The 25,916-nt window shown below is 39.8% G+C and carries 17 protein-coding genes; 7 read left to right on the top strand and 10 right to left on the bottom strand.

Features of this window, described 5'->3' with window-relative positions; all coding sequences use genetic code 11:
• Window positions 1-76 precede the first annotated feature (76 nt).
• The 5 genes from ACYVAA_RS14435 to ACYVAA_RS14415 form a co-directional block, all read right to left on the bottom strand.
• A complete protein-coding gene (locus ACYVAA_RS14435; protein ID WP_460542916.1) occupies window positions 77-1,156 on the bottom strand; it encodes an apurinic/apyrimidinic endonuclease family protein in 1,080 nt (359 codons plus the stop codon).
• A gap of 5 nt (window positions 1,157-1,161) precedes the next feature.
• Window positions 1,162-1,605: a hypothetical protein gene (locus ACYVAA_RS14430; RefSeq protein WP_460542913.1), complete on the bottom strand. Its 444-nt coding sequence runs from the start codon at window positions 1,603-1,605 to the stop codon at window positions 1,162-1,164.
• Entirely contained in the window at window positions 1,605-2,405 is an 801-nt protein-coding gene (locus ACYVAA_RS14425; RefSeq protein ID WP_460542911.1) for an SDR family NAD(P)-dependent oxidoreductase, read from the bottom strand. Before ACYVAA_RS14425 ends, ACYVAA_RS14430 begins: the two co-directional genes overlap by 1 nt.
• Before the next feature lie 172 nt (window positions 2,406-2,577).
• Complete coding sequence (locus tag ACYVAA_RS14420; protein WP_460542909.1) at window positions 2,578-3,978, bottom strand: sugar porter family MFS transporter; 1,401 nt, start codon at window positions 3,976-3,978, stop codon at window positions 2,578-2,580.
• Window positions 3,979-4,416: 438 nt separating this feature from the next.
• Window positions 4,417-5,424 carry a LacI family DNA-binding transcriptional regulator gene (locus ACYVAA_RS14415; protein ID WP_460542907.1) on the bottom strand — a complete coding sequence of 336 codons (1,008 nt, stop codon included), beginning with the start codon at window positions 5,422-5,424 and terminating at the stop codon, window positions 4,417-4,419.
• A gap of 364 nt (window positions 5,425-5,788) precedes the next feature.
• Here ACYVAA_RS14415 and ACYVAA_RS14410 point away from each other — a divergent pair, with 364 nt between their 5' ends.
• The 7 genes from ACYVAA_RS14410 (at window position 5,789) to ACYVAA_RS14380 (ending at window position 16,881) form a co-directional block, all read left to right on the top strand.
• The gene (locus ACYVAA_RS14410) at window positions 5,789-7,975 is read left to right on the top strand and encodes a TonB-dependent receptor (RefSeq protein WP_460542905.1); all 2,187 of its coding nucleotides are present in this window, start codon (window positions 5,789-5,791) and stop codon (window positions 7,973-7,975) included.
• A gap of 204 nt (window positions 7,976-8,179) precedes the next feature.
• A complete protein-coding gene (locus tag ACYVAA_RS14405; RefSeq protein WP_460542903.1) occupies window positions 8,180-11,791 on the top strand; it encodes a glycoside hydrolase family 38 N-terminal domain-containing protein in 3,612 nt (1,203 codons plus the stop codon).
• Window positions 11,792-11,832: 41 nt separating this feature from the next.
• On the top strand, window positions 11,833-12,528 hold the full coding sequence (locus tag ACYVAA_RS14400; protein WP_460542901.1) for an RraA family protein: 696 nt from the start codon (window positions 11,833-11,835) through the stop codon (window positions 12,526-12,528).
• A 150-nt stretch (window positions 12,529-12,678) separates the two neighbouring features.
• Entirely contained in the window at window positions 12,679-13,836 is a 1,158-nt protein-coding gene (locus ACYVAA_RS14395) for a type 2 periplasmic-binding domain-containing protein (protein WP_460542899.1), read from the top strand.
• A complete protein-coding gene (locus ACYVAA_RS14390; protein ID WP_460542897.1) occupies window positions 13,833-14,609 on the top strand; it encodes an enoyl-CoA hydratase/isomerase family protein in 777 nt (258 codons plus the stop codon). The genes ACYVAA_RS14395 and ACYVAA_RS14390 overlap by 4 nt, the downstream gene beginning before the upstream one ends.
• Window positions 14,606-15,673, top strand: coding sequence for a lactonase family protein (locus ACYVAA_RS14385; RefSeq protein WP_460542895.1), 1,068 nt, complete (start codon window positions 14,606-14,608; stop codon window positions 15,671-15,673). The genes ACYVAA_RS14390 and ACYVAA_RS14385 overlap by 4 nt, the downstream gene beginning before the upstream one ends.
• The gene (locus tag ACYVAA_RS14380) at window positions 15,670-16,881 is read left to right on the top strand and encodes a CaiB/BaiF CoA transferase family protein (RefSeq protein ID WP_460542893.1); all 1,212 of its coding nucleotides are present in this window, start codon (window positions 15,670-15,672) and stop codon (window positions 16,879-16,881) included. Before ACYVAA_RS14385 ends, ACYVAA_RS14380 begins: the two co-directional genes overlap by 4 nt.
• Before the next feature lie 294 nt (window positions 16,882-17,175).
• Here the strand turns inward: ACYVAA_RS14380 and ACYVAA_RS14375 are convergent, their stop codons facing one another.
• The 5 genes from ACYVAA_RS14375 to ACYVAA_RS14355 all read right to left on the bottom strand — a co-directional run bounded on the left by ACYVAA_RS14375 (window position 17,176) and on the right by ACYVAA_RS14355 (window position 25,741).
• Window positions 17,176-17,952: an SDR family NAD(P)-dependent oxidoreductase gene (locus ACYVAA_RS14375; RefSeq protein WP_460542891.1), complete on the bottom strand. Its 777-nt coding sequence runs from the start codon at window positions 17,950-17,952 to the stop codon at window positions 17,176-17,178.
• Window positions 17,933-19,330, bottom strand: a complete 1,398-nt coding sequence (locus ACYVAA_RS14370; protein ID WP_460542889.1) for an MFS transporter — start codon at window positions 19,328-19,330, stop codon at window positions 17,933-17,935. The genes ACYVAA_RS14375 and ACYVAA_RS14370 overlap by 20 nt, the downstream gene beginning before the upstream one ends.
• Window positions 19,320-20,366, bottom strand: coding sequence for an apurinic/apyrimidinic endonuclease family protein (locus tag ACYVAA_RS14365; protein WP_460542887.1), 1,047 nt, complete (start codon window positions 20,364-20,366; stop codon window positions 19,320-19,322). Before ACYVAA_RS14365 ends, ACYVAA_RS14370 begins: the two co-directional genes overlap by 11 nt.
• 177 nt (window positions 20,367-20,543) lie before the next feature.
• Window positions 20,544-22,727: a glucosidase family protein gene (locus ACYVAA_RS14360; RefSeq protein ID WP_460542885.1), complete on the bottom strand. Its 2,184-nt coding sequence runs from the start codon at window positions 22,725-22,727 to the stop codon at window positions 20,544-20,546.
• Window positions 22,728-23,029: 302 nt separating this feature from the next.
• The gene (locus tag ACYVAA_RS14355; RefSeq protein ID WP_460542883.1) at window positions 23,030-25,741 is read right to left on the bottom strand and encodes a glycoside hydrolase domain-containing protein; all 2,712 of its coding nucleotides are present in this window, start codon (window positions 25,739-25,741) and stop codon (window positions 23,030-23,032) included.
• Window positions 25,742-25,916 lie beyond the last annotated feature (175 nt).

Raw genomic sequence — 25,916 nt, 5'->3', positions numbered from 1 at the left:
GCCCTAGCTTGTCTATTCCAGACTGAAAACGCTTTAACATCCTGGATATAATCAAAGTTTTGGAATAAGCCTTTTCCTATTTTTTGCCTCCATTAACAATAGAAAGTGCTGATTTCATATATCCCATGGCATAAGCCATTCCCGCGTACCAAGGAGCATCACAACTCATTTGTGGGGTGTGATCTGGAATCAATACCCCCTCAAACCCATTTTTCTTAAGAATCTTAAGAATTTCGTACATGTCTATATCCCCTTCATCCACAAATACTTCTTTATAGTTGGGGACTTTCCCCACTACATTTCTAAAGTGAATATATCCGACCTTATTTTGTTTACTATAGGTATCTGTTGCTTCATAAACGTCCCCTTCAGTCATCTCTGCAATAGATCCTAAACAAAATTCCAAAGCATTGTTCTTGCTAGGTTTCATGTCTAATAAGCGTTGATACATTTGAGGTTGGTAGACCAGACGGGGGGTATTTCTTACATAGGGCATTGGAGGGTCATCAGGATGTGCAGCTAATATTACCCCAGCTTCCTCAGCTACCGGCACTATATGATCCAAGAAATACTGTAATCTATTCCACAATTCTTCATGACTGATTCTAGCCACCGTTCCTTCAGGGGCATTGGGGTCATAAACCATATTCCAAACCATACCATTTGGGATGGGTGTTTCATCCACGGTTCCATTCATGCCTACGGACGGAGCTTCCCCTCTAGCATATGGGCCAACCTCTCTGCTAGAGACTCCCGCCAATGAAAAATTATAACCAAAAATTGGAATCTTTGCTTTCCCCACAATACGGATCTGCTCCTTTACCAACTCAATCTGTTCTTCTTTTTTGGGGCCATCCAACAGAATATCATGCCAAATAGATGGATCAAAATTTTCTATTGCTTCCCATTCCAATCCGTGTCGATTAATCTCCTTCTTAATCGACAGCAATTCATCTAAGGTCCATAATTTGCCGTCTCCCGATGGGCCCCAGCCTTCATTTTCGCCAATAGGCTGATTGGCATTTTCTTTACTATTTTTCGCATTACCGAAGTAATCTACTAAATGCACTACCAGGTGGGTAGCCCCACATTGCTTGGCAAATTTATAATGCTCCTCATTGAGCATGTGTTTATATAAACCAAATCCTAATTTCATTTTTTCTATTTTTTTGTTTCTTCTATAATAAGATCCTTCAGGCGTTTTTGATCTTCCCCGTTAAGATCATGGTATTCAAAATCCGAAACATGAGTACGATCTTTCTCAACAATTATCACCTCAGCATCCTCTTTCATCGCTATGTTATGCCAAACATTTTTAGGAATATTATAGGTGACACCGGATTTCATTTTTTCACAACTAAACTCAATCACTCCATTATCCATCGAAGCCACGATCAAAACTGCTGTACCATTAAGTAAGATAAACGCTTCATCAGTCTCAAAATGAACATCAATTTTCGTAATACTGCTTATGCCCTGTTCTGGCATAAAATTTAATTTAGCAATTTGCCAGCCTGGCCGAATCAAAAATGGATGATAGCCTGCTCCTGAATAGGAATACCTTTCCAACAAATTATTTACTTTTACATTCTCTTCCGTACGCATTAATTATCTTTTTTAGGTCTTGGATCATAGGGAATTGTACTTTCCTTGTAGGCACCGTCTATGTATAACTCAGTCCCAGTGCAATAGTCAGCCATGTCACTGGCCAAAAAAGCACATGCCCACGACACATCGTCCACCTTCCCTACTTTCCCTGCAGGAATCCACTTTTCAAATTTATCCCTTCCAAATGCATTGATTTCTTCCTTGTTCATCTCTGTCTCAATAGCTCCAGGTGAAACCGCCACCACTCTGATATTATTCTCTGCCAATTCAAGGGCGAGGCATTTGGTCATCATGTTCAAAGCGGCTTTTGAAGCACAATAGTGAACCAAGCCTTTTCTGGGCACCTTATCATGGATGGAAGATATATTGATAATTACACCACCCTGCCTCATAATCATCCTTTTCCCTGCCTCCTGAGCACATATGAAAGCCCCCCGAAGATTTACATTGAAAACCTTATCCCATTCTTCAAGTGACATATCCACTGCATGATCTACACTTTCATATCCGGCATTATTCACAAGGATGTCTATCCCCCCGAATTCTTCATCCACTTTGGCAAACATGCCTTTTATGGCTTCTTCTGATGTGATATCGCCAAGCATTGGTACGGCTTTAATCCCATATTGATACTCCAAGTCCTTGGCTAAGAGTTCGGCCGCTTCTTCATTATGTAGAAAATTGATAATAATATCTGCACCGCAGGCAGCCATTTTTCGACATATATCCTTACCGATTCCCGAGTTCCCCCCTGTGATTAGCGCTTTTTTCCCCTTTAGATCTATCTTATTACTCATATCAATCATTTTATAAGCTCTTGTCCACTTATTATTGTTCGTCTATAATATCAGAGCACCTGCACAAATGCTGCAAACCATCACCTCTTTCAGGTGAATCATTACACCTTCACTAGTTATGCCTTAAAGGACTCCGGCCGGTTTATTTATTAATTTCACTGGAACATACACCTTATGTATTCCATGAAGCTTCTATTTCTTCCAATGTTTTATTTTTAGTTTCTGGAATAAATTTCCAGACAAAAATGGCCGTAGGAATCATTAAAAGGCCATATAACCAAAATGTCCATTCTATTCCTGCCCAAGCCCTAAGGGCTGGAAAGGTCTGGGTCACAAGAGTGGAACCCACAAATAGTGAAGTGGTTCCCACGGCCATTGCACGTCCTCTAACTTTAGTGGGAAATATTTCTGCGATCACCACCCAGACTCCCGGCCCAATGGTAGCTGCAAATACGGCGATATAAAATATAAAGGCCCCAATCAATGAATTACCCACATCATCTGCCCCCATACCTTGATCAATATCCTGAAACTGAAATCCAATTATGAAAAGGGCCAAGCTAAGTCCTAGAAATCCAATAATCAACAAGGGCTTTCTTCCAAATTGATCTATTTTCCAAATCGCAACAATGGTAAATATCATATTGAAGAATCCTATTAAAATGGCGTTTCCAAAAGCAGAATTTGATTGGAAGCCTGCATAATCGAAAATAGTTGGAGCGTAATACATTACCGTAGTTATTCCTCCCAACTGACTCATAATAGGGAGTGCCAAACCTATTATTAAGGCCATTCGAAGGCCCTTTTTGAAAAGTTGTTTGAAATCGGAAGACTCGTGCTGTATGGCCTTATTAATTTCTTCCATTTCTTTTCTGGCCATAGTTTCCCCGTGAACTTTGTTCAAAACAGCAAAAGCTTCATCTATCCTACCTTCCTTGGTTAACCAACGGGGGCTTTTAGGCACGAAAAACAACATAAGAAAGAATAAAAATGCAGGGACGATCTCCGAGCCAAACATTGCCCTCCAAACCTCATCTACGAAGATATAGCGAAGTACCTCATGGCCGGTTTGGAAGCTGGAGGAAAAATTTAGTAATACCGTATTGGAAAAGTAAGAACATAAAATCCCCAAGGTAATGGCCAATTGATACAATGAAACAAGCCTTCCCCTCAAGGGGGCAGGTGATAGTTCTGAAATAAATAAAGGGGCTACCATAGCCGCTATCCCAACACCTATCCCTCCAATCATCCTAAATATTACCAAACTATATACCTGATCAGGAAGCATGGTTCCAAATGCTGATAAAAGGAAGAGAATAGCAGAAACCATCAACATTTTCTTTCTTCCGAATTTATCACTTAAATATCCAGAAATAATTGCCCCTAGCACACTTCCTAAAAGAGCAGAACTCATTATCCATCCCTCCATTACCGAATCTAGATCAAATTGATCCCTCAAAAAACCAATAGTACCTGAAGCAACGGCCGTATCAAACCCAAAAAGGAAACCTCCTAAGCCAGCGGTAAAGCATACCAGGGTAATATAACGTTTATTTAAATTTTCATTATCCATAATTATTAGGAGTGATTATCTGGGTTATCGTTTATCCAAATCCACTGGCAATACATCCCTATCAATACAGGTAAAGGATTGACATATTAACCAGTTATTTTTTGCTAATATATATACTTAACCGGTTTAGTTGCAAAAAAATAAAGAAAATTATTTTTTCTTCTTCAATAAAAAACTGGATTTCCCCTTAATCCCCCTCCTACATGCAAAAAATAAGTAAACCTTCTAAGCGGGAGTCTTAGCCGCAAGGTATGGATCCCCATTATTCACGGAGTCACTGTATAATAGCCCAAAACCTAAGCCATATCCATCGTAGATACCTATAGTATTACGGTGGAAATCATCATTACAAACTCGGCGAGGCTATCATTAGAAAAAGGTGCTAGGGACTTATTCCGACGATTAATGATCATCTAACAATAGGTACCTTCTCAGGAATTAATCTTTCGAACTAACCCTCTTGGTCAATTTGGGTTCAATCACCTTTCCTGACTCTCCACTACGGTCTTTGCTATCAATTAAATCAAATAACAAACTCATAGAAGATTCTGCGACCTGTTTGGCCTGCAAATCAATCGTGGTAACCTGGGGAGTGAAAATATCAAAAGCTTCATGGTCACCAAAGCTTGCAATCAGTAATTCCTCACGCATATTTATGCCAAGTTCATTGATTTTTCGAATCCCATACAAAGCTAAGTAATGGGTTTCAAAAACAATGGAATCAACCCCTTTACTGATCAAGTCCTTTACTGCTTTCATGCATTCCTCGCGGTAATTTTTGTATTGGACGATTTTTATAAGTGGTTCTTTACCATATATTTCATCAATGGCATCCTTAAAGCCCTTTCTTCGGTCAAATAAGGGGGTCAAATCAAGGTCAACTCCTATATAGCCCACTTTTAGCCTTTTCTTTGAAAACATATCATAAACCAGCATACGAACCCCGGTATAATTATCAATTCCCACAGAAGGAAGATTGGCACCTTCGTAATTCCGGTCAAACAGGACAATCGGCAATCCATTGTCATGCATCCTTTGAATAGATGGAAGGTTATGTTGGGTGGAGGCGATCAATATCCCTTCCACCCGCTGGTCCTCAAAAGTTTGCAAAAGTTCTGCTTCTTTCCTGTCATTTTCCCGAGAACTTCCCAACAGCACCTTATATCCTCTCTCGGAAGCGATATTTTCAACAAAAAAAGCGGTATCACTGTAAAAACTATCTCTTATATTTGGCACGATTAAACCCAAAATCATGGAATTACCTTTACTCAGGTTTCTGGCTATTTGATTTGGCCTGTAATTATACTTTTTGGCCAAGCCTATAATTTTGTTTTGTGTTTCCACATTAATCTTATGCAAATCGCCCTGGCCATTTAATACCATTGAAACAGTGGTTTTGGACAAGCCAAGTTCCTGAGCTAATGTATTTAAGGATACTTTTTTCATATTACTACTAAACCGCTTCAGTTGTAAAACTACTCTTTTTCACTAGGTATCTAAAACATTATTGTTTTTAGTTTAAATTTGATTTATTCCTTTCGATCAAGATTAATAAAATATAAGCCAAAAGAAAAAGTTAAAGGTAAACATATCCCTCCCCCATTTCTTCCATCGCTTTCCTTCTCATTGGCCAGTTAAATGGCACTACGCCCTAAGTTTACTCGGTCAAAAATAAAGCCCAAATAATAACTAAACCGCTTTAGTTATTAGGTTATTAGAAAAAAAATTAGAAAATTTGAATCGCAATTAACCCATTTCAAGTAAACTATCTATTATGAAAAAATGGTATCTCCTTGTATCAATAACCTTAATGATCACCTGCAAGGGTTATACTCAAACCTTGACAGGAATCATAACAGATCAAAACAACTCCCCTGTTGAGGGAGCGCTTGTACAAAGCACCCAAGGGCTATTTTACACGAGCACCAATGAACAGGGACAGTTTTTCCTTTCCAAAAAAGAAAATATTGATAGCCTTAAAATCAGCCACTTTAATTATATCGACACACTGATCGTATTATCCAGTTTAAAAATAAATCCAATTATAAAGTTGGAGGAGAAACTGCTATCTATATCCGGGGTTACTGTATTTCCTGATTTCGAAATAGATCAAGTTATAGCAGATATTGACTTAAAAACCAACCCTGTAAACTCTTCCCAGGAAATTCTAAAAAAAGTACCCGGACTAATACTTGGCCAACATGCAGGAGGAGGAAAAGCTGAGCAAATTTTTCTCAGGGGATTTGATATCGATCATGGTACGGATATATCCTTATCTTTCGACGGAATGCCTGTCAATATGGTTTCCCATGCACATGGACAGGGCTATGCTGATCTGCACTTTATTATACCTGAAACGTTACAACATATAGAATTTGGAAAAGGCCCCTATTACAGTGATCAGGGTAATTTTTCTACGGCAGGCCATGTAAAATTCCTTTCGAAGGAAAGGCTTGATAAAAATCAAATAAAAGTAGAATACGGTCAGTTTGCCAGTCGCCGCCTTCTGGGGATGTGGAACATCAAAGATACGGCGGACGAAAATATTTATGTCGCTACAGAATTAATCCAAACAGACGGGCCTTTCGAAAGCCCTCAAAATCTGAATAGGATTAATCTTCTTCTTAAATACTCTGGAAAAATCTCTGATAAAGACCGGTTGTCACTATCTTTCTCACATTTTAACAGTCAGTGGGATGCTTCAGGTCAGATTCCCCAGAGACTGGTTAAGGAACAAAAGATAAGCCGTTTTGGTGCAGTGGACGATACCGAGGGAGGAATTACCGGAAGAAGTAATTTAATCCTTAATCATCATAAGAAATTAACCCACCACAGTACGGTTAAGAACACCGTTTTCTATTCAAAATATGCTTTTGAGCTTTATTCCAATTTCACATTTTTTCTTCAAGACCCCATAAATGGAGATCAAATCAGACAATCGGAGGAAAGAGAAATGTTTGGACTTATGAGCCAATTTAACAACCAGTTCCACCTCTTTAATGCTAATGCGCTATGGAACAATGGGATCGGCTTTAGGAACGATAGAAGCATCAATAATGAACTTACCCATACAGTAAACAGAAAGACTAATTTGGACAGTTTGTCCCTCGGAAACATTTTAGAAACCAATGCCTATGGCTTTACGAATCTTGAATTCGAATGGTCCAAATTTTCTTTCAAGACAGGGCTGAGAATGGACTTTTTTAATTTCAACTACTATGACCAACTTTTAAGCACCTATCTTCCAAAAACCAAGGAGACGTGGATTTTAAGTCCTAATGTAAAAGTAAAATATAGTCCCAATGAGGTGCTTCAACTCTATCTAAAATCTGGTAAAGGGTTTCACTCCAACGACACAAGAGTTTCCGTAGTGGCAACCAATAAAGAGCCCCTACCTTCAGCCTGGGGAACTGACCTTGGATTGACATGGAAACCCATGGATAAACTTTTGATTAACTCCGCGCTGTGGTATCTTCATTTAGATCAAGAGTTTGTTTATGTAGGCGATGAAGGTATAGTAGAGCCCAGTGGAAAAACAAGAAGACAGGGAATAGAATTTGGCATCAGGGCACAACCTACTTCTTGGCTATTTTGGAATTTTGACACCAACTATACTTATGCAAGGTATATTGATGAAAAAAGCGGTAGTAATTTTATCCCATTGGCACCGGATTTCACCTTGGTGTCAAGGATTAACATGATCCACCCCAACAACTTTTATGGAGGAATGGGGCTCATACATATCAAAGACCGGCCAGCCAATGAAACAAACACAATTACTGCAAAAGGATATACTGTTTTCGATTTGAATATAGGATATAAGTGGAAAAAACTCGATTTCGGAGTAAAAATACAGAATCTATTTAATACTGATTGGAACGAAACGCAATTTGCAACGAGATCCAGGCTACAGAATGAGACCCTGCCCGTAGAAGAAATCCATTTCACTCCCGGATCGCCCTTCTTTGCTATTGGATCCGTTACCTACAGCTATTGATGATGCCCCATTCCGTTTGCATTGCTTTTATCAAAATAATATTGTATTATTGTACCTAAACCGGTTTAGATTTATTAATTCTATATTTTATAAATACCTTACCGGTTTATAAAATCATTAAAACTTCAAATAATCACACAACAAAATCGGCATATAAAGCAACTACCTAAAAAACCTAAACCGGTTTAGTTTAAAATTATTGATATGAAACGTTACATAAAACACCCTTCAACCGCACTAGTCTATTATTTGGTGATGATGATAATCACCTTAACCGGCACTCATCCCTCATTTGGTAAAATCAACGGGATGAGAGAATCAATTTCTCCATTTCATGAGATTTCCACTAACAAGCATATTCAAACCTTGAATGTCAATTATCAATTGTATCAAATTTGTAAGAATGACATTGAAGGCTTCAAAGAGATGCTTTCTGGTTCTGAGTTCTTTCAGTACCCTTCTATCAGGGAGGATGTCAATGTTTCTATGATCGCACGGGCGACAACAGGGGAAATGGGATTTGAATTTCTCACCGGAGAAGTCCCTCACAATTTTTCCTCGGACAAAGTCTCCTTTATGATGCTCAGTGATATCGATCTCAACCTGAGAGAACCTTTCGATATACATGTCAACGGAAAACACCTTTTGACATTTAATTCCCTCGAAGACGGGACGGTACAAGTTACCGATAACCCCGGAAACGGTGAACTGGAATACATCATTGTAAAAAGAGATGCCAATGGTGATGGATTGGGAGTTTTAAGATTAACTGTACCAACCGGTTTAGTCCAAAAAGGAAAAAGTGCCACTATAAAAATAGTAGGTCATAAGAAAAACTCCAATTGTTGGCTTATGGTCTTCAAAGCCACGGATGCTGTGGAAAGGTTAAAAAAGTCTGTGACTTCCGAAGCAGCATTTATGGTTCGTGAAAAGCAAAACGCTTTATACATAGATGCTCCTGCTCACTTCGCAGGTAAAGCGATACAACTCATCAGCGATGGCATAAAAAGTAAAAGAAAAGTATTACAGCAACAGGGTGATCTTTCTAAGGCATCATTTGTCATTCAATCCCCGAAAAAAAGCTTTTCTGTTTTGTATGGGGAGGAAAAACTTGAAATAGCTTTTGAAAACGGTGATGGTAAAATGTCCGCTTCCGATATAAAAGGTAATTTCCTCTTTCATCACAAAGCTGATGACGTTCATGGATGGTATGCCTCACTCTCCAAATTATACCAACCAGACTTCCTTTCTACCTATAGTAACTTCTTTGAGAAGGGGTATGAAAACGGACTGGTTTCCCTGATGAATTCCAGTCACCAGGACATTGCCTGGGTAGATCGTCCTGAAGTATGCATCATACTGAGAGACACCCTGTTATTACAACCTGTACTCCGGGATGCTTTCATCCGCGAAGACTATGGTTTTGATATCGAAGATGGGCTTATGCTTAGGGAATATATGAACCGGCATCCTGAAGCTCAGGAACAATTGACCACTCTCCTAAACAATAAACTGATTTCTGTGGGGGCTACCTATAATTGCCCCTATGAAGACATGTACGATGCCGAAGATCAGGTTAGGCAACTTTATTTAGGAAAAAAATGGGTAAAGAAAACTTTTGGAGGCTACGATTCTAAAGTATACTGGAATGTGGATGTTCCTGGTAAATCCTTACAAATCCCCCAAATTCTAAAAAAAGCGGGAGTAGATTATATGATTATCAGTAGACATGCCAAGGGGATGTTTCATTGGGCAAGCCCTGACGGAAGTTCTGTGTTTACGTATTCCCCTGGCCATTATGGCAATGACTTGCTCTACCTGAGCAGAGATTTAAACGAAAAAATGAAATACAGTGCCGAGCAAATCTTGTTTTGGGAAAAGAACTTTGAAGGAAGTGAAATCCAAACCCCTCTTTTATCAAGTCAGGACATGCTACCGGCCATTGACTATTCTGACTTCATTGCCAGTTGGAATTCCTTTGATTCACTTCAGGATGATCAAGGTGAGGAAAAAGCGCTAAACCTTCCCAAGATGGAATTAATGACCGTGGATGAATATATGCCACTCGCGGCACAAAAATCCACCAACATAGACACCATTATGGGGGAGCGACCCAATGTGTGGGTTTACATCCATGGTCCGGGACACCATGAGGCACTAAGTGCAAGCCGAAAAGCTTCCAAATTACTTCCAGCTGCTGAAAAGTTTCTCTCCATTTCAAATGTATTGGATCCAAAAAGGATGCCTTATCCCTATGAGACTTTTGACGAGGCCTGGCAGGCCAAAATTTATCCCGACCATGGATGGGGAGGTCACGATGGTGACATTACTGACAATTTGTTTAAAGAGAACTTGGTTAAATCCCAAACCATGGGGCAGGATTTGCTAAATCAAGGAATCAATTTCATTGCCACCAAAATCAATAAAAACGAAAAATTGGGTATTCCAATCGTTTTGTTCAACAGCCTATCTTGGTTGAGAACTGACCCGGTTACTACTACCGTCAATTTTGAAAAAGGTGAAGCAAAAAGCATCACGGTAACCACTGCAAATAAACGATCCGTGCCTACTCAAACCAGTAAGCTCAGTTATTATGAGGATGGAAGTATTAAAAGTGCTGAAATCACGTTTATAGCCAAGGACATTCCTTCCATGGGTTATGCTACCTACTATGTTTCCGCTTCGAAAGATAGCAAGGATGACATTCCAAGTAAGGCAACTCCTCATTTCTTTGAAAACCCCTACTATAAAATCACTTTTGAAAATGGTGGAATCGCCCAGGTATATGATAAGGAATTTAATAGAGACCTGTTTACCTCTGGTAATTTTAAGATAGGTGAAGTATTCACAATGCAATCCGTGGGCAATGGTGCAGGAGAATTTGGCGATGTACAGCAACCCAGTATGGTTGACTTTGATAAAGTTAGCAATCACCAATCAAAATGGAAGGTTTTGGAAAATGGCCCAGTTTATACCACTTACCGACAAGAACAACAAATCCTGCATGCTATAGTCCAACAAGACGTAACCGTCTATCACGAACTTAAACGTATTTATTTTAATACCAGCTTTCGAAACTGGACAGGTGAATTGTACCGGGAATTTAGGACTGCTTTCCCTGTCAACATGAACAATCCAGAAATAGCACATGAGGTTCCTTTTGGCAGAGTACGGGTAGGCAAAGATGAAATAAAAACAGCGGGGGAACGGTATACTCCACTGTGTAAAGATGTCCATCCACGGGCGATAATAGATTGGATTTCTGCCACTGATGATGAAATCTCCGTTACATTAAGTTCCTCTGTTGCTGCCGCCGATTGGGTAGATCCCACGGAACATCAAAATGATCAGGCAGTGCTACAACATTTGCTCTTGGCCAGCAGGACGTCATGCCATTGGGAAGGAAATGAGTATTCCCAAGCTGGGGATCATGAGTTTGACCATGTACTAACTTCGAATAAGGCAGAAAGTCTAGAGGGCCAACGGATTGCAAAACAAAAAAATGAGCCTCTACAGGTAGTTGTCTACCCTGACACTTCAATAGATGCCCATTTACCAGAAACCTTGAGCTTCTTCAGCTTGGATAATGAAGATATCATTGTCACAACGGTAAAAAAAGCAGAGGATTCAGATGACTTGATAGCCAGGATGTACAATTTGGAGGGTGAGGAGAAAAAGGTAACTATTTCTTCCTTCTTTAAAATCCCATCCATTAGCCACACAAATATTATTGAGGAAAACCCGGTTAAAGTTTCCCCTGAACTAAATATTGGCAAATACTCTATTGAAACATTTAGCCTAGAAATCAAGGAATAAATCAGTATTAAGAAAATTCAATAAACCAAAAAACATTAGAAATGAAAACCTTGTGGAATACCGATCAGGAGCTCTATGAAATAGCAAAGAAAGAGCTATTTGTGGCTCTGGTGGGAGATATATTGGATAAAATGGGCTATCTGCACCAATTTTTACCTCCTCATATCAAGCCTTTGAATGATGATTTTGTAGTCATTGGTCGCGCCATGCCTGTATTGGAGGCAGATGTTTTTGAGGAAGCGGCTGAAAACAGTCACAACCCTTTGATGAAAAAACCCTTTGGTTTGATGTTTGAAGCCTTAGATGACTTAAAAGAAGGCGAAGTCTATATTTGCTCAGGATCCTCCCCCTCTTATGCTTTATGGGGAGGATTAATGAGCACACGAGCCATGAAACTAGGGGGAGCTGGAGCGGTGTTAAACGGTTGGTCCAGAGATTCAAAAGAAATTCTAAAACTCAATTTCCCTACCTTTTCCCTCGGGGGATATGCCCAGGATCAAGGTCCAAGGGGAAAAGTCATAGATTACCGGGTTCCGATAGAATTTGGAGGCATAAGGATACACCCCGGAGATATGGTATACGGTGATATAGATGGAGTTCTAATCATCCCGAAAGAAGCGGTTGATGAGGCTTTCACTGGTGCCATTGAAAAAGCAAGAGGGGAGCAATTGGTAAAAGAAGCACTGGAAAACGGCATGAGTACGGTAGATGCTTTCAATAAGTTCGGCATCATGTAATGAAAGGTTAAGCCTTTCTTTGGGAGTATCCACAACTTGCTGTTGGTCACTACTTCCTATTTACTTAAGTGATACAGGATATTTTAAACGTCAGCACGCTATCCTGTATCATTTATCCCTATTCCTCATCTCATCAAAAGACTATAATTTATGTCTGACCTAATCACCATTAAAGGTATAGCTTGGGATCATCCCAGAGGATACCATCCCTTAATAGCCACTTCAAAGTCCTTTTCAAAACTACATCCTAATATATCCATAGAATGGAATATTAGGAGCTTAAAAGAATTTGGAGACATGCCTATTGAGGAGCTTATTGACACTTATGACATTATCACCATTGACCATCCTTATATGGGACAGGCTCATTCAAACGGCCTGCTGGTACCATTGGAAAAACAGCTCCCCCATTCAGTTTTAGACCTATTAAGGGAACAATCCGTAGGCCCCAGTTTTGACTCTTATCAATACGAGGGACATTTATATGCACTTCCAGTTGATGCAGCCGCATTGGTGGCAGCCTCCAGAAAGGACCTAATAAGCCTATTAAATCAAACCCTGCCTTCAAAGCGTAAAGAGCTTATCCACTTTATACAAAATATTCCCTCAGGCTATTACACTGCCTGGCCTCTTTGCCCCACAGATCTGTGGTGCAATTTCTTGACACTCTGTGCCCAAGATGGAGGTAGCAACTTTATTTCAGAAGGAAAAATCAACCCCGCCATTGGAGCAGCGGTTTTAGATGAACTGAAGTTTTGTCTTAAATTCCTTCATCCGGACTCAATTAAATCAAACCCCATAGAGGTTCTTAATCAAATGTCATCCGAAAATGAAATCATCTATGCTCCCTATCTTTTTGGATACACTAATTATTCAAGGAATGGCTTTGCGGAGCATTTGGTTCACTTTTCGGATAGCCCGATCAATCCGTCCAATGATATTTCGACCATTTTAGGTGGGGTAGGTCTCGCCATCTCTGCAAAATCCATGTTTGTGGAATTTGCAGTCGAATACCTTCAGTATGTGGCCAGTGCATCAGTTCAAAAAGGAATTTATACCTATAATGACGGCCAACCAGCCAATATAGAGGCATGGGACAGTCCTGAGGCCAATAGCTTATGCGCTGACTTTTTTTCCTCCACAAAAAGAACCATGGAAAAAGCCTATGTCAGGCCCCAGCATCCTAGATGGAATGAATTCCAGGAGAAAGGGGCAGATCTATTGCACCAAGGCATAAGCAAGGGTAGTTCTTCCGATTCCATGATGCAAAATCTCAATCAACTCTATCAATCCATTAGGAAACCATGAAAGATACGTACAAAAACATATCCATTCTAAAGCAAGCAGGAATCGGGACCCTTAGATTGAACAGACCCGAACAACTGAATGCGATGAACAGGGAAATGATGGATGAAATCATTGCCGGAATTGAAGATATAAATAGCGACAGTAGTATTTCAGTTGGCGTAATTACGGGTAATGGAAGGGCATTTATGGCTGGGGCCGATATCAAAGAATATGGCAACCAAAGTCCAGAACAATTTAAAGCCTTCCAAATTAGAGGCAATGATCTGTATGCTGGCATAGAAAAAGCCCAAAAACCATGGATTGCAGCAGTTAATGGATATGCATTGGGAGGCGGTTTTGAAATTGCGCTCGCCTGTGATCTGATACTGGCAGTGAAAGGAGCGAAACTAGGCTTACCGGAGGTCTTTTTATCCTTAATTCCAGGTGGTGGAGGAACCCAGCGCCTGATCCAAAAAACCGGTATAAACAGAGCTAAGGAAATGCTTTTTACCGGGGGACAGTACGATGCCTTGACGCTCAAAGATTGGGGTATTGTCAACCATATCTATGAAGAAACAAATTTCCAAAAGGAAGTTGAGTCGTATGCCGCGAAATTGGCCAGAAGACCTATACAATCACTAAGAGAACTTAAGCGTCTGGCCCAATTAAGCCTCTCTCCTATTCCTTTTGAAGAAAAAACCGAAGAGGAAGGAAAAACAGTAGAGGCCCTTTTTCATAGTGAAAGCGCCCAAGAAGCTATCAGGGACTTTATCCTAAAATCATCGTCAAAATGAGCCCACTCAATTTCTACATTGGAAGTTATTCAGAATATCCTATTCCAGGATTTGGGGGAATAGGAAAAGGAATTTATTCAGTCCAACTCGACACCGATAATGGTCAGCTAAAAATTGTCAATAGCTACTCCGAACGAAATCCAAGCTATTTGGCAATAAACGAAAGCAATTCCCACCTTTATTGTATTACTGAACTAGATGAAGGGGAACAACCCAAGGTGAAAGCCTTTAAGATCAAGCCTGATAAATCTTTGCAATTCCTCAATGAACAATTGATTCCAGGAAGCTTTCCATGCCATATTGCCGTACACCAGAACCAGGTTTTAATAGCTTGTTATATGTCCGGAAATATCGTTCATTATCCCTTAGAGAAAACAGGAGCACTAAAAAAAGCCCATACAATTCATCAACATTTAGGCTCCGGTATCAATAAAAACAGGCAGGAAGGTCCCCACGCTCACCAGGTCGCAGTACATCCCAACCATGTTGAGATTTACGCATGTGATTTGGGGATAGACAAAATAAAAGCTTATCGGATGAAAGACGAAAAACTCGTGCCAAGTCCCGAACAGGATTGTCAAGTGGCCAAAGGCGGAGGTCCCCGACATATGGTATTTCACCAATCAGGAAATATTGCTTATGTCATCAATGAATTATCTGGAAGGGTCTCCATACTAAAAAGGCAAAAAGATGTATTTAAAGAAATCGACTCCATTTCCTCGCTACCAGAAAATTTCACTGGTGACCCAAGCGGATCAGCTATAAGGATTCACCCAAACGGGCAATATCTCTATGTAGCCAATAGAAACCTGGAAGCCATTACCCTTTTGAAAATCAATGAATTGAATTTAGAAGTAAGAGATATCTATTATACCGATGGAGAGGAGATAAGAGAGTTTAATATTACCCCCGATGGAAATTGGCTTATAGCCTGTCACCAAAACTCGCACGACACTGTGGTATATAAAATTGAGAAGGATGGTACACTCAAGGAGTACCATCGAACAAAAGAAATACTATCACCTGTATGTGTTGTATTCCCAACAACAAAATCAAATTTATGAAAAATAGGAATGAAAAATCTGGTCCATTGAAAGGCTTGATCGTTGCAGATTTCAGTCAACTGGCACAAGGACCCTGGGCTACCCAAATGCTAGGAGATATGGGGGCAGATATTATAAAAATAGAGCCTGAAAAAGGAGATTGGATGCGACATTATTCTTATGGCAACCTTTATCCAAGCAACGAAAGTATTTCCTTTGTTAGCTTTAATCGGAATAAGCGAAGTATTGCTCTGAATTTAAAGGATCCAAAGGGTAACAAAATAGCCAAGGATATTATTTCCAAAGCTGATATTTTATTGGAGAATTTCCGCCCAGGCGTAATGGAACGTTTGGGACTTGGGTATGAGGAAATGAAAAAAATCAACCCTAAACTGATCTATTGTTCAAGCTCAGGATACGGAGCTTCCGGCCCTTATAAGCATCGGCCCGGTCAAGACCTTCTAGCACAATCAATAAGTGGGGCCCCGGCGCTTAATGGCTTAAAAGGGCAATTACCAGTGGTCACTGCAGTAGGCCAAGCAGACTTATTGACCAGTCTTTTTATCAACCAATCGGTTTTAGCCGCTGTATATTCCCGAATCCAGACAGGAGTTGGGCAAAAAATTGAAGCCAACCTTTTAAGCTCTGTGGTAGGTTTTCACATTCAAGAAATCACCGCTTATTTGTACAAAGGCTCTTCTCCGGAACGCAGTGAAAGTGGAATCCCAAATCCTTGGATTGGTGCCCCCTACGGCTTATACCATACCAAAGACGGATATATAGCCATCGGTATGAATTCAGTTCAAAAACTGGCAAATATTCTAGAGATTCCCCAATATGCATCAGACCAATATGCTTCCAATAATATCATCGAAAACAGGGATGGAATCCGAAAGGATTTTGAAAAAGTATTGGAAACCAATACCACTGATTACTGGCTAAAAAGATTGCTGGAAGAAGATATTTGGTGTTCTCAGGTCAACACCTTTGATGAAATGGTAAATGATCCCCAAATTAAGCATAATGAGATGATCATAGAAATAGACCATCCAACGATAGGTAAAGTGAAAACCACTGGTTTCCCTGTGCAATTCAGCAATACCCCACAAAAGATATACTCCCCAGCCCCTCTTTTAAACCAGCATGCCGAGGAAATCCTTAATGAAATATGTGGATATAGTAAAAATGAATTGGAAGAGTTTTTCAAAAAGGACAAAACCACAACTTAGGTTCCTGAATGCCTTACACTTCCTATTTAAGTTCATTTAAAAGGGACAAAATCATCAATCTCCTATGTCTTTATGGAGATTGATGATTTTGTCCCTTTTTATTGGTTTTCTTACTTATAAATTACACCAACTTTTACTCAGCTGAAATGATAAACTAATCATAATAACCAGCATATGTCTTTATGGTCTTTTTCCATTTTGCTGTTTTTTCCAAAAAACTCTAAGAAGACGGCCATGCAACCCCCACTTTAAAGACCTTGAACCATACTATTAATATTTGGTTTCAGGCACTATTTATGATTTCATATATCTTGGCAACGAGCATCCTCCTCCATCAACCTTCAGATCATCTCCGGTAACAAAAGACGACTCTTCAGAGGCTAAAAAAACTGCGGCCATGGCCACTTCATGTGGTTCACCACACCGCATCATGGCAGCCTGATTCTCCGAAGCGCTCAAATATCCCACCCCTTCATTTTTCACCCGTTCATAGGCCATTGGCGTCAAGATTGTGCCAGGTGAAATTGAATTGAACCGGATGTTTATATTTCCAAATTGACCTGCCAACTGATTGGTCATTGAATTAACCCCTCCTTTTGCTGCAGCGTAAGCTGTCCAGTCATCAAAACTTTGATGGGCTTGTACAGATGAAATATTTATAACACTTCCATATTTAGCTGAAATCATAAAAGGAATACAAGCCCTGATGCATCTAAACACCCCTTTGAGATTTATATTCATGAGCCGATCCCAGTCTTCATCAGGCATATTGTCGACCTTTCCTGATATGGGAACTGCCGCATTGTTTACAAGTACATCAATTCTCCCATATTTTTCTATACAGGTTTCAACCATTTTGTTCACTGAAGCAGTATCACCGACATCACAATGCAGAGCCAATACCTTTTGATTCTTATTTAACAGTTTGTCTGCCTCCTGTTTGCACTTTGCCTCATTTATGTCACTCATAACAACAACAGCTCCTTCTTTGGCAAAAGCTTGACAGATAGCGAGACCTATTCCATCTGCAGCTCCGGTCACAATAGCAACCTTATTTTCTAATCGTCTCATATCGTTTTTGATTCATCCAATAATTTTCAATTTCTTCCAAAGTTTTTCCTTTTGTCTCCGGAAGTACTTTTAGAACAATATAAATGGCTGGCACCATGCATACTGCAAAAAACCAAAATGTACCATGAGGTTGAAGGTTTTCAAGGAACCAAGGCGTCATCTGACCTACAAAAGCGGTTCCTACCCACACGGCCATAGTTGCTATAGACATGGCTACCCCCCTAATCTGAAGGGGGTATATTTCTGACAACAGTACCCAAAGCACTGGGCCGAAAGAGAAAGAGAAGCAAATAATAAAGGTCAATATAAAAGTCATCAATAAGTAAGTATTGTTCATTTCCAAGAAGAACAGGAATCCAATGATGACCAATGAGATCATTATTCCTACAACCCCATAAGAAAGAAGTTTTTTCCTCCCCATACTGTCAATTTTCCATAAAGCGATTAAAGTAAACATTACATTTACAGTACCGATAATGACTTGTCCACCCAGTGCATCGTCCAATTGCAGCCCTCCTTGCTCCAAGATTTTGGGGCCATAATAAATGATGGCATTGATACCACTGGCTTGACTCAAAATGGCCAAAGATACGCCCAGAAACAGAGGAAGCTTAAATGGCCCCGAAAACACCATTTTAATACCCCCTGACTCTTTGGAAAGAACTTTTTGTACTCTTTGAATTTTCTCATCGGCTTCTTTTTCCGATCCAAAACGGAGAAGAATTTCTTTCGCCTGTCGATTGTTTCCTTTCATCGAGAGCCATCGTGGACTTTTGGGTATCATGAAAAGTAATCCCAAAAACAAAATTGCGGGAATAGTCTCACTCCCTAACATAGCTCTCCAAACTTCAGTCACATAGATTTTGTGTATCAGCTCGCCAGAATCTTCAAAAGCACTTGAGGAAGATATCGCTAACAAATGGGCATTAGCAAAATAGGCAAACAGTATGCCTAGGCTAATTGCCAATTGATAAAGAGCTACCAGTTTTCCTCTGCTCTTTGCCGGAGCAATTTCAGAGATATAAAGTGGAGATAACATCGAGGCAATGCCTACCCCAATCCCTCCAAGTAACCTGTAAATTACCAGTTCTGTAAATGATACTGATAACACACAACCAATTGCTGAAAGTGCAAAAAACATTCCCGACACTATCAACATATATTTCCGTCCATATTTGTCGCTTAACACACCGGCAAAGGAAACACCTAAAATTGTCCCCAGCAGTGCTGAACTCACAAACCAACCTTCCATTACAGAGTTAAGTTCAAATTGTGCTTTCACAAACCCTATGGTCCCCGATATGACGGCCGTATCATACCCAAACAAGAAGCCTCCTAAAGCGGCAATTAGGGATAAAAAAACTATATTATTCTTCATAGTTGAGTGATGCCAATATCCCTTTGATGTATCCAATGGTAAAAGCACGACCACGTTCTTCCCATGAAACATCGCCGATCATTTTGGGTACATGCCCTGGCATAATCATCCCTTGATACCCAACTTCTTTTAGTTTCTTAAGCATCGATACAGGGTTATAATACCCCGGCATATCTACAAAAACTTCGTTCAATTTATTATTATTAACCAACGAGTTGGATACTGTTTGAAAATGCACATAAACCAGTTTGTCCTGCTTTGCAAAATATTCGGTGACTTCGTCTAGGTTTTCACCCATTGCCGAAAAATTACCTAAGCAATATTGTAAACCATGATTTTCACTTTCGACCATCGACATTGCTTTTTTGTACGCATCAAAACTTCTAAAAAGTTGGGGTACACCGGCTAAACTGGGTACTGGAGGGTCGTTAGGATGCAGTGCCAAGGTTACACCCGCCTCTTCCGCTACAGGTAATACACCTTCAAGGAAATACTGATAGTAATCCCACATTTCCTCTTCTGAAAATACGCGACCATGCGAAAGGGGAGCCCTTTTAAAATCATCAAGGTCGATACTCATAGAGTGCGCGCCACCGCGAATAGGATAGGTAGTAGAAGATCGCCAAACTCCCGTCGGTGTCCAACCATATCCCAGTACGGGTATTCCTGCGGATCCCATATTGGCGATAGTTTCTTGGACATGTTTTAATTGTTCTTCCCTACCGGCTTGTCCCATCATTATTTTATCGTAAAATGAAAACGGCATGTTTTCCAAAGCCAAAAACCGGATCCCTGCATTTTCAATGGTTTTACGCAACATCAGCAGGTCCTTGTATTCCCATTGATGGTCTCCCGGAAGAGGCAATTTATCAAAATTGGTATCAATGAGATTGTTCCTGTACATGTTCAGGATAATTTCATCGACCCCTAATTGTTTTATTAGCGTCAATTTATCCTCTGTAGGGTGCATAAACGACCCGAATCCTGGACGCATGGGCAGGTTTGCCCATTTTTCTGTTTTTAATAATCGTTGCATTTTTTTATTTATTTGAAGAGAAAGTAAATACCTGTTGACTATCATCTGCACAACAGGTATTCACAAACCACTATTACCTACTATTATAATTTCAATTGTTCTTTTGGGAATGAGTATTCATTCTCCTTTTAGATTCAATAAGACAAATGATTGGAATCCTCTTCCAGCCCGTATTATTTATTTGCCTTTTATAACTACTTCTTCACCATAAAACTTTGTGGCAACAAGAACATCATCTTCATAAACAGAAAAAGATTTACGGTCTAACTGAATACCAAAAGTTCGCCCTTGGTAGTTGATGTTTTTTAGAGAGGCCTGGCCAATATCTTCATGATTAAATGGTTTGATTGTTAGACGATCTTTCTCCATTTTCACACCAAAGGTTCCAAAAACAATGGCCTCAACTCCTGCACCTGCAGCAATTTGAACAGGCATGGAAGAACGGTCTTGTTCTGGCGCATCAATACGGGGATTTTGCGGTAGATAGGGGAAATGATCAATATATCGTATATTTCGCTTCAACACATCCCATCCTTTGCCTGCAAAACCTCTTTGATAAAGGTTTCGAGAAATACGCCCTGGCATTCCAGCATATTGGCCTCCGCCTCCCCAGTCTGAGTCAATTAAATCCCAATGTACACTGTCACGTCGAGCGATAGAGTACACTCCATACTTCCCTAAAAATTCACCTTCCTGTAAATGGCTTACTAAGCGATATGCCTGATAATCGGGCAGGTAATCAGTCCCTAACAAATCAAATAAATGATAGGTCCATATGGTACCTTTAGTCCCATCAGGATAGAAATTATCAAACCATCCCAATTTTTCATTCCACATGTATTTATCAACCAATCCCTTTAACGCATTGGCTTCCTTCACGTATTTTTGATTCAACTTGCCGTCTCCTTTCATTTCTGCCCAATCTGCCATAGTATAAAGCAAATCAATGGTTAAGGTATTGGTAATGGGAACAGCATGGTTATATCCATCGGTACGTATTTCTATGATTTTTTCGGTATTGTAACCTACATCTATCAAACCGATGGAATTAGTGTAGTTTTCCTGCAGTTCATCAACCCAGGCCATCATCCATTCCCAAACAGATTTCCCTGCGGCTTTTTCATCAAATATTGAAAAATCACCAGTATGTCTTAAATAGGCTTCAATCATTATTTGAAGGGCAAAGGGCTCTTGAATATATAGAATATCCCAATGTGCTCCGTTCCACCCTACATAAGTTCTCTTCAGCTGTACTTGCTCAAAATCTGTTAATATGGCCCCTTTTAAGCTTTCTGGATCCAACATGGCCAATACATCCGATGAATAAGAATTATCCCAGCTAATGGTATATGGCCAAGTTCCTACAGCCCAGAAAACATCCGATATATAATTGGGGTTTTCATAACGGCTCATCAAAACAGAAAGCAAACAACGGTAGTAATATTCTTCCAGTTGCTTATTGGAACTACTAAATTTAGGAAGCTTCCCATAGGCCCATTCCAACATCTCACGGCTCTTCTTATCCGCCTTTTCCATACGCTCCTTAATATCGGATTGATAAATTTCGGGAGCTCCATGCTCTGGTTGGAAAAATTTTATGGCAAAATAATACGTTTGGCTTTCTCCCGGTGCGATACTGATTTCAAACCCCTTGTCACTGGCTTCTTTTATTGAAGAAGATACCCTAGCGCGGGCTACTTCACTTCCAAAGGTAAAGGCATCAATTGAATCAGCTTTTGTCTCCCCTTCTTTAAAATGGCATTCCATTTTTTCAGCTACCTGATTTGGAATGATGGTCATATTTAAATCCTGAGAATTGCGGTTGACAAGCTTGAGTTTGATGAAAACTTCATCATCTTCGAAGGAAACATTAGTCCAGCTTTCGGCAGAAAAGCTCGCCCACTTGTGGTTGTACTCCTTATGGAAAGTGGCCGTTCTATGGTACTGGTTAGGTTGCCATTTCTCATCTTGGGTAACCATAATAGAAGGTGAATTAGGACGAAAATTTGATCCCAGCGGATCATAACTTTCTCCATCATCTACCCAAGACTTCCATTTGGTAGGCACATCGTCTTCAATTAACCGTCCTGTACCTTTATCAAAAAAATTCAGATTGAATTCGTAACCTGGAGCCCCAATCGGTAAAAACCGAACATTGGTAAACTGGGTTACACTGTATTGTCTTGGAGAAACAAATCCCCTGTAATTTACCAAAAGGACTTGTTCATCATCAAAGGTAATATCCTCCCTATGCATGGCATAATATTCCGGATCTGCAGGTGTAAATTCCCTTTGGGCCAATAATGGCAAATTCGTCAAAACTAACAATAATAAGAATACTGTGATTTTAATACTTTTCATTTTCGTATTTTTTTTAATACGATTATCCGGAATTACACCAGTAAATTTATTTCTCACAGATTCCACAGAATTTCACGGAACTAAAAAACCTTTTCTGGGGGTTTCTGTGTATTCTGTGAGAGATCGTTTGCTAACTTAGAGCTACTGGTGTCTTTGCGGATATACATATTTTTTAATTAAGGATGCGCCTTAAACAACTTTATTAAATTTCCTTTATCATATTTATCTGCCTCCTATTGTAAATAGATTAACAGGTGATATGCCCCTATCTATAATCCTAAAAAATATCTTTGGGCATTTTTTCAATCTACAGGAGGATACATTTCCAAGCCCCAATTTTTATTAGGTTTGTCCCCTAGCCACAGTTCGAGTACTCCTCCTTTGGCAAAATCTTCATGGTAAAACCAAAAATTATCCAGTCTCTGCCCATTCAATTCTGCCTTTTGTATGTAACAATTCTCTTTAGAATTATTATTGGTTTTAATAATGAACTCCTTTCCTGAATAATACTTACTATCCAGTTTTATGGATATTTTATCAAAAACAGGAGCGGTTATTTCATAGTAGGGTTTGGAAGATTCGGTACCCACAATATTAAAAAGCCCCATGGACATCAAAGCACTGACTCCCCCCATTTGGCCCTGATCCTCATCATGACCACCATACCCCAAGTCTGGAGTAATTCCTCCATAGGCCTTTTCATTTACTTGGCGAACCCAATACTGGGTGAGCCAAGGCGCATTGGCATAACTAAATACATGAGCATTGGAACACCCTGGCTGATTGGCATAACTGATATGCCCTGCTCCATAACTATGGACAAAATTATTGTCCGCCTCCTGCTCAAAAGCGTAATTAAGTTTTTCTATCAAAACCTCATCCCCTCCCATCAACTCAGACAGCCCTTTGATATCATGAGACACCCCCCATGTTGCCTGCCAAGCATTGGCTTCTACAAAGCCCTTTCCCTCCAAAGGGTTCTTATGGATAAAATCCCCCTCCTTATTTTTAGGAAGTAATAACTTGTTCTCAGAATCAAAACAATTTTTCCAGGATTGAGCTCTTTTATGAAAAAATTCATAATCATCCATTTCCCCTAACTTCTTAGCCATTTGAGCAGCTCCCCAATCTTGAAATGCTGCTTCAATATTAATCCCAGCATTATCAGGCCACCATCCATGATCAGTATAAAACGTTATATCGGTAGCTGCTCCTAACATCCCACCCGGTAAATGATTCTTCTTAATTTGGCGGAAAGCGTTCTTATGATCGGTCTTGGTGAGAATGTCTTTCATAAAAGCACTTACGATTAAATTGGTCCCCGGACATCCTGTCATTATAAAGGAATATCCTCCTCCAGAAGGTCCACGGGGAATCAATCCCCCATTATTCGAGTAGGCTATCATTGATGCTGCCATATCATCTTGAATTTCTGGCCAGGCTAATCCCCAAAGCACATTCAGATTCCACTGGGTCAACCAAAAAGCATCTGAATTGTACATGTTGTGCTTTACAGTTCCTTCAGCATTTACACCGGCATTTTTTATCTTAAAAATAGGCCCTTCAACATTTCCTCCCCAAGACCCTGCTATCACTCTTGAACCTGTAGTTCGGTCTGGATAGTCACCATTTATATCATTTATTCTATGGCGGCCAAGCAATACGTGCCATAAATCGGTATAAAACTTGATCCGTTGTTCTACTGTTCCTCCCTCAACCTTTATTTTTTCTAGCCAATCATTCCACACGTTTCTGCTCTCCGCCTTGACCACATCAAAATCCCATGTCTCACATTCGGAAGTCAAATTTCTTCGTGCGTTTTCAATACTCGTATAAGAAACAGCTATTTTCAATTTTACTTCTTCACCTGCCTTCACATTATAAGCCATAGAGGTTCCTACACTGTCCCCCTTTATGGTAGAAATATCTTGGAATCTTTCTTTTCCATTCCACCCATCGAAAGAACGGAATTTTTTATCCACCTGAACAACAAAGAAAATCTTTACATCATTTGGGCCAACATTATATGCCCTGTCTACCGAACTTATTGAGCCTTCAAACTCCCTTTCATTGATTTTCTTGACATCTGCATTGGTCATCTTACTATTGCCTAAAGGGCCATGTAAGGACAATAACAACTGTGCTTCGGTGTTTTCTGTCCATTTAAACCTATAAAAGCTCACCCTATCTGTGGAAGTTTGTTCAACCCATACTTTACTTTTGGGTAAAAAAACACGGTGATATCCGGGCTGAACTATTTCGTCATCATGCTTAAACGGAGATTTCCACTCGCCTTCTCCCAATGTGGGGTCAATATTTCCCAAGGTGGGCATCAGATTTAGACCAGATAAAGTCCACGCGTGGATTTGAGGAAATCCTAAAATTTCTTTGGAAAAATAAGCATAGCCACCTCCGCTATTATTCCAATTTTTGGTCATTGGAGCAGCCGAAATCACCCCATATGGCCTTGACCCGGTGGCAAAAAGAAAGAAGCGTCCTCTGTTTGTCTCTATATAGGGATCCACCCAGTCTACAGGTTCTTGGTATTGATTGGGTGAAGGATACACTTCTATTTCGGACAATCCCGCATTTCCCCCTGAACATTCATTGCTTTGAAACCGAACATAAGTCGTTTTCTTTTCAGAAAACTCCACGGCCAATGCTGTCCCATCTAAAGGCAAATCTACCCCAATTATACTCCCGTCGCTAAACTCCAGCTGGCCACTCAAAATTCTACTATTATGATCTGGAGAATTATAAACAACTATTTTATTTATCAATTGGGTTTTTTCCCAACTTAACATAATCCATGCATCTTGGCCTTTCCCTTTCCAATTTCCCTCACCGCTTATGGCTATGAGTCCATCATTGATATGATTTTCTGTGAAGCTTTTATTGAATATTGAAGAGGAAGAAACCTTGGCTTTGGATGAAATATTAACTGGTCTGGAATACCCAGTTTGGATCCCCAAAAACATCCCTATGAGTAAAACGACGTATTTAATTTTTTCCATGATTTATGATATTTGCTTTAACCTAGCCCAAACAATATTTGATAAACAAATGCATTTTAGAACTTAAATAAACATGTAGACTCATCAGGCAAGAAGCCTTTAATTTGTCTAAATGTTTATACATATAAATTTACTATAATTATCCCATATACCAATCTGATTTGCTAACATATTC

It is taken from the genome of Echinicola sediminis, from assembly GCF_054777495.1.
Note: the sequence above shows the minus strand (reverse complement) of the source record. Positions and strands in the feature narration are given on the sequence as shown.

Coding starts and splice junctions, on each gene's coding strand:
- ACYVAA_RS14435 (WP_460542916.1), bottom strand. CDS start 1,156: ATGAAATTAGGATTTGGTTTATATAAACACATGCTCAATGAGGAGCAT.
- ACYVAA_RS14430 (WP_460542913.1), bottom strand. CDS start 1,605: ATGCGTACGGAAGAGAATGTAAAAGTAAATAATTTGTTGGAAAGGTAT.
- ACYVAA_RS14425 (WP_460542911.1), bottom strand. CDS start 2,405: ATGAGTAATAAGATAGATCTAAAGGGGAAAAAAGCGCTAATCACAGGG.
- ACYVAA_RS14420 (WP_460542909.1), bottom strand. CDS start 3,978: ATGGATAATGAAAATTTAAATAAACGTTATATTACCCTGGTATGCTTT.
- ACYVAA_RS14415 (WP_460542907.1), bottom strand. CDS start 5,424: ATGAAAAAAGTATCCTTAAATACATTAGCTCAGGAACTTGGCTTGTCC.
- ACYVAA_RS14410 (WP_460542905.1), top strand. CDS start 5,789: ATGATCACCTGCAAGGGTTATACTCAAACCTTGACAGGAATCATAACA.
- ACYVAA_RS14405 (WP_460542903.1), top strand. CDS start 8,180: ATGAAACGTTACATAAAACACCCTTCAACCGCACTAGTCTATTATTTG.
- ACYVAA_RS14400 (WP_460542901.1), top strand. CDS start 11,833: ATGAAAACCTTGTGGAATACCGATCAGGAGCTCTATGAAATAGCAAAG.
- ACYVAA_RS14395 (WP_460542899.1), top strand. CDS start 12,679: ATGTCTGACCTAATCACCATTAAAGGTATAGCTTGGGATCATCCCAGA.
- ACYVAA_RS14390 (WP_460542897.1), top strand. CDS start 13,833: ATGAAAGATACGTACAAAAACATATCCATTCTAAAGCAAGCAGGAATC.
- ACYVAA_RS14385 (WP_460542895.1), top strand. CDS start 14,606: ATGAGCCCACTCAATTTCTACATTGGAAGTTATTCAGAATATCCTATT.
- ACYVAA_RS14380 (WP_460542893.1), top strand. CDS start 15,670: ATGAAAAATAGGAATGAAAAATCTGGTCCATTGAAAGGCTTGATCGTT.
- ACYVAA_RS14375 (WP_460542891.1), bottom strand. CDS start 17,952: ATGAGACGATTAGAAAATAAGGTTGCTATTGTGACCGGAGCTGCAGAT.
- ACYVAA_RS14370 (WP_460542889.1), bottom strand. CDS start 19,330: ATGAAGAATAATATAGTTTTTTTATCCCTAATTGCCGCTTTAGGAGGC.
- ACYVAA_RS14365 (WP_460542887.1), bottom strand. CDS start 20,366: ATGCAACGATTATTAAAAACAGAAAAATGGGCAAACCTGCCCATGCGT.
- ACYVAA_RS14360 (WP_460542885.1), bottom strand. CDS start 22,727: ATGAAAAGTATTAAAATCACAGTATTCTTATTATTGTTAGTTTTGACG.
- ACYVAA_RS14355 (WP_460542883.1), bottom strand. CDS start 25,741: ATGGAAAAAATTAAATACGTCGTTTTACTCATAGGGATGTTTTTGGGG.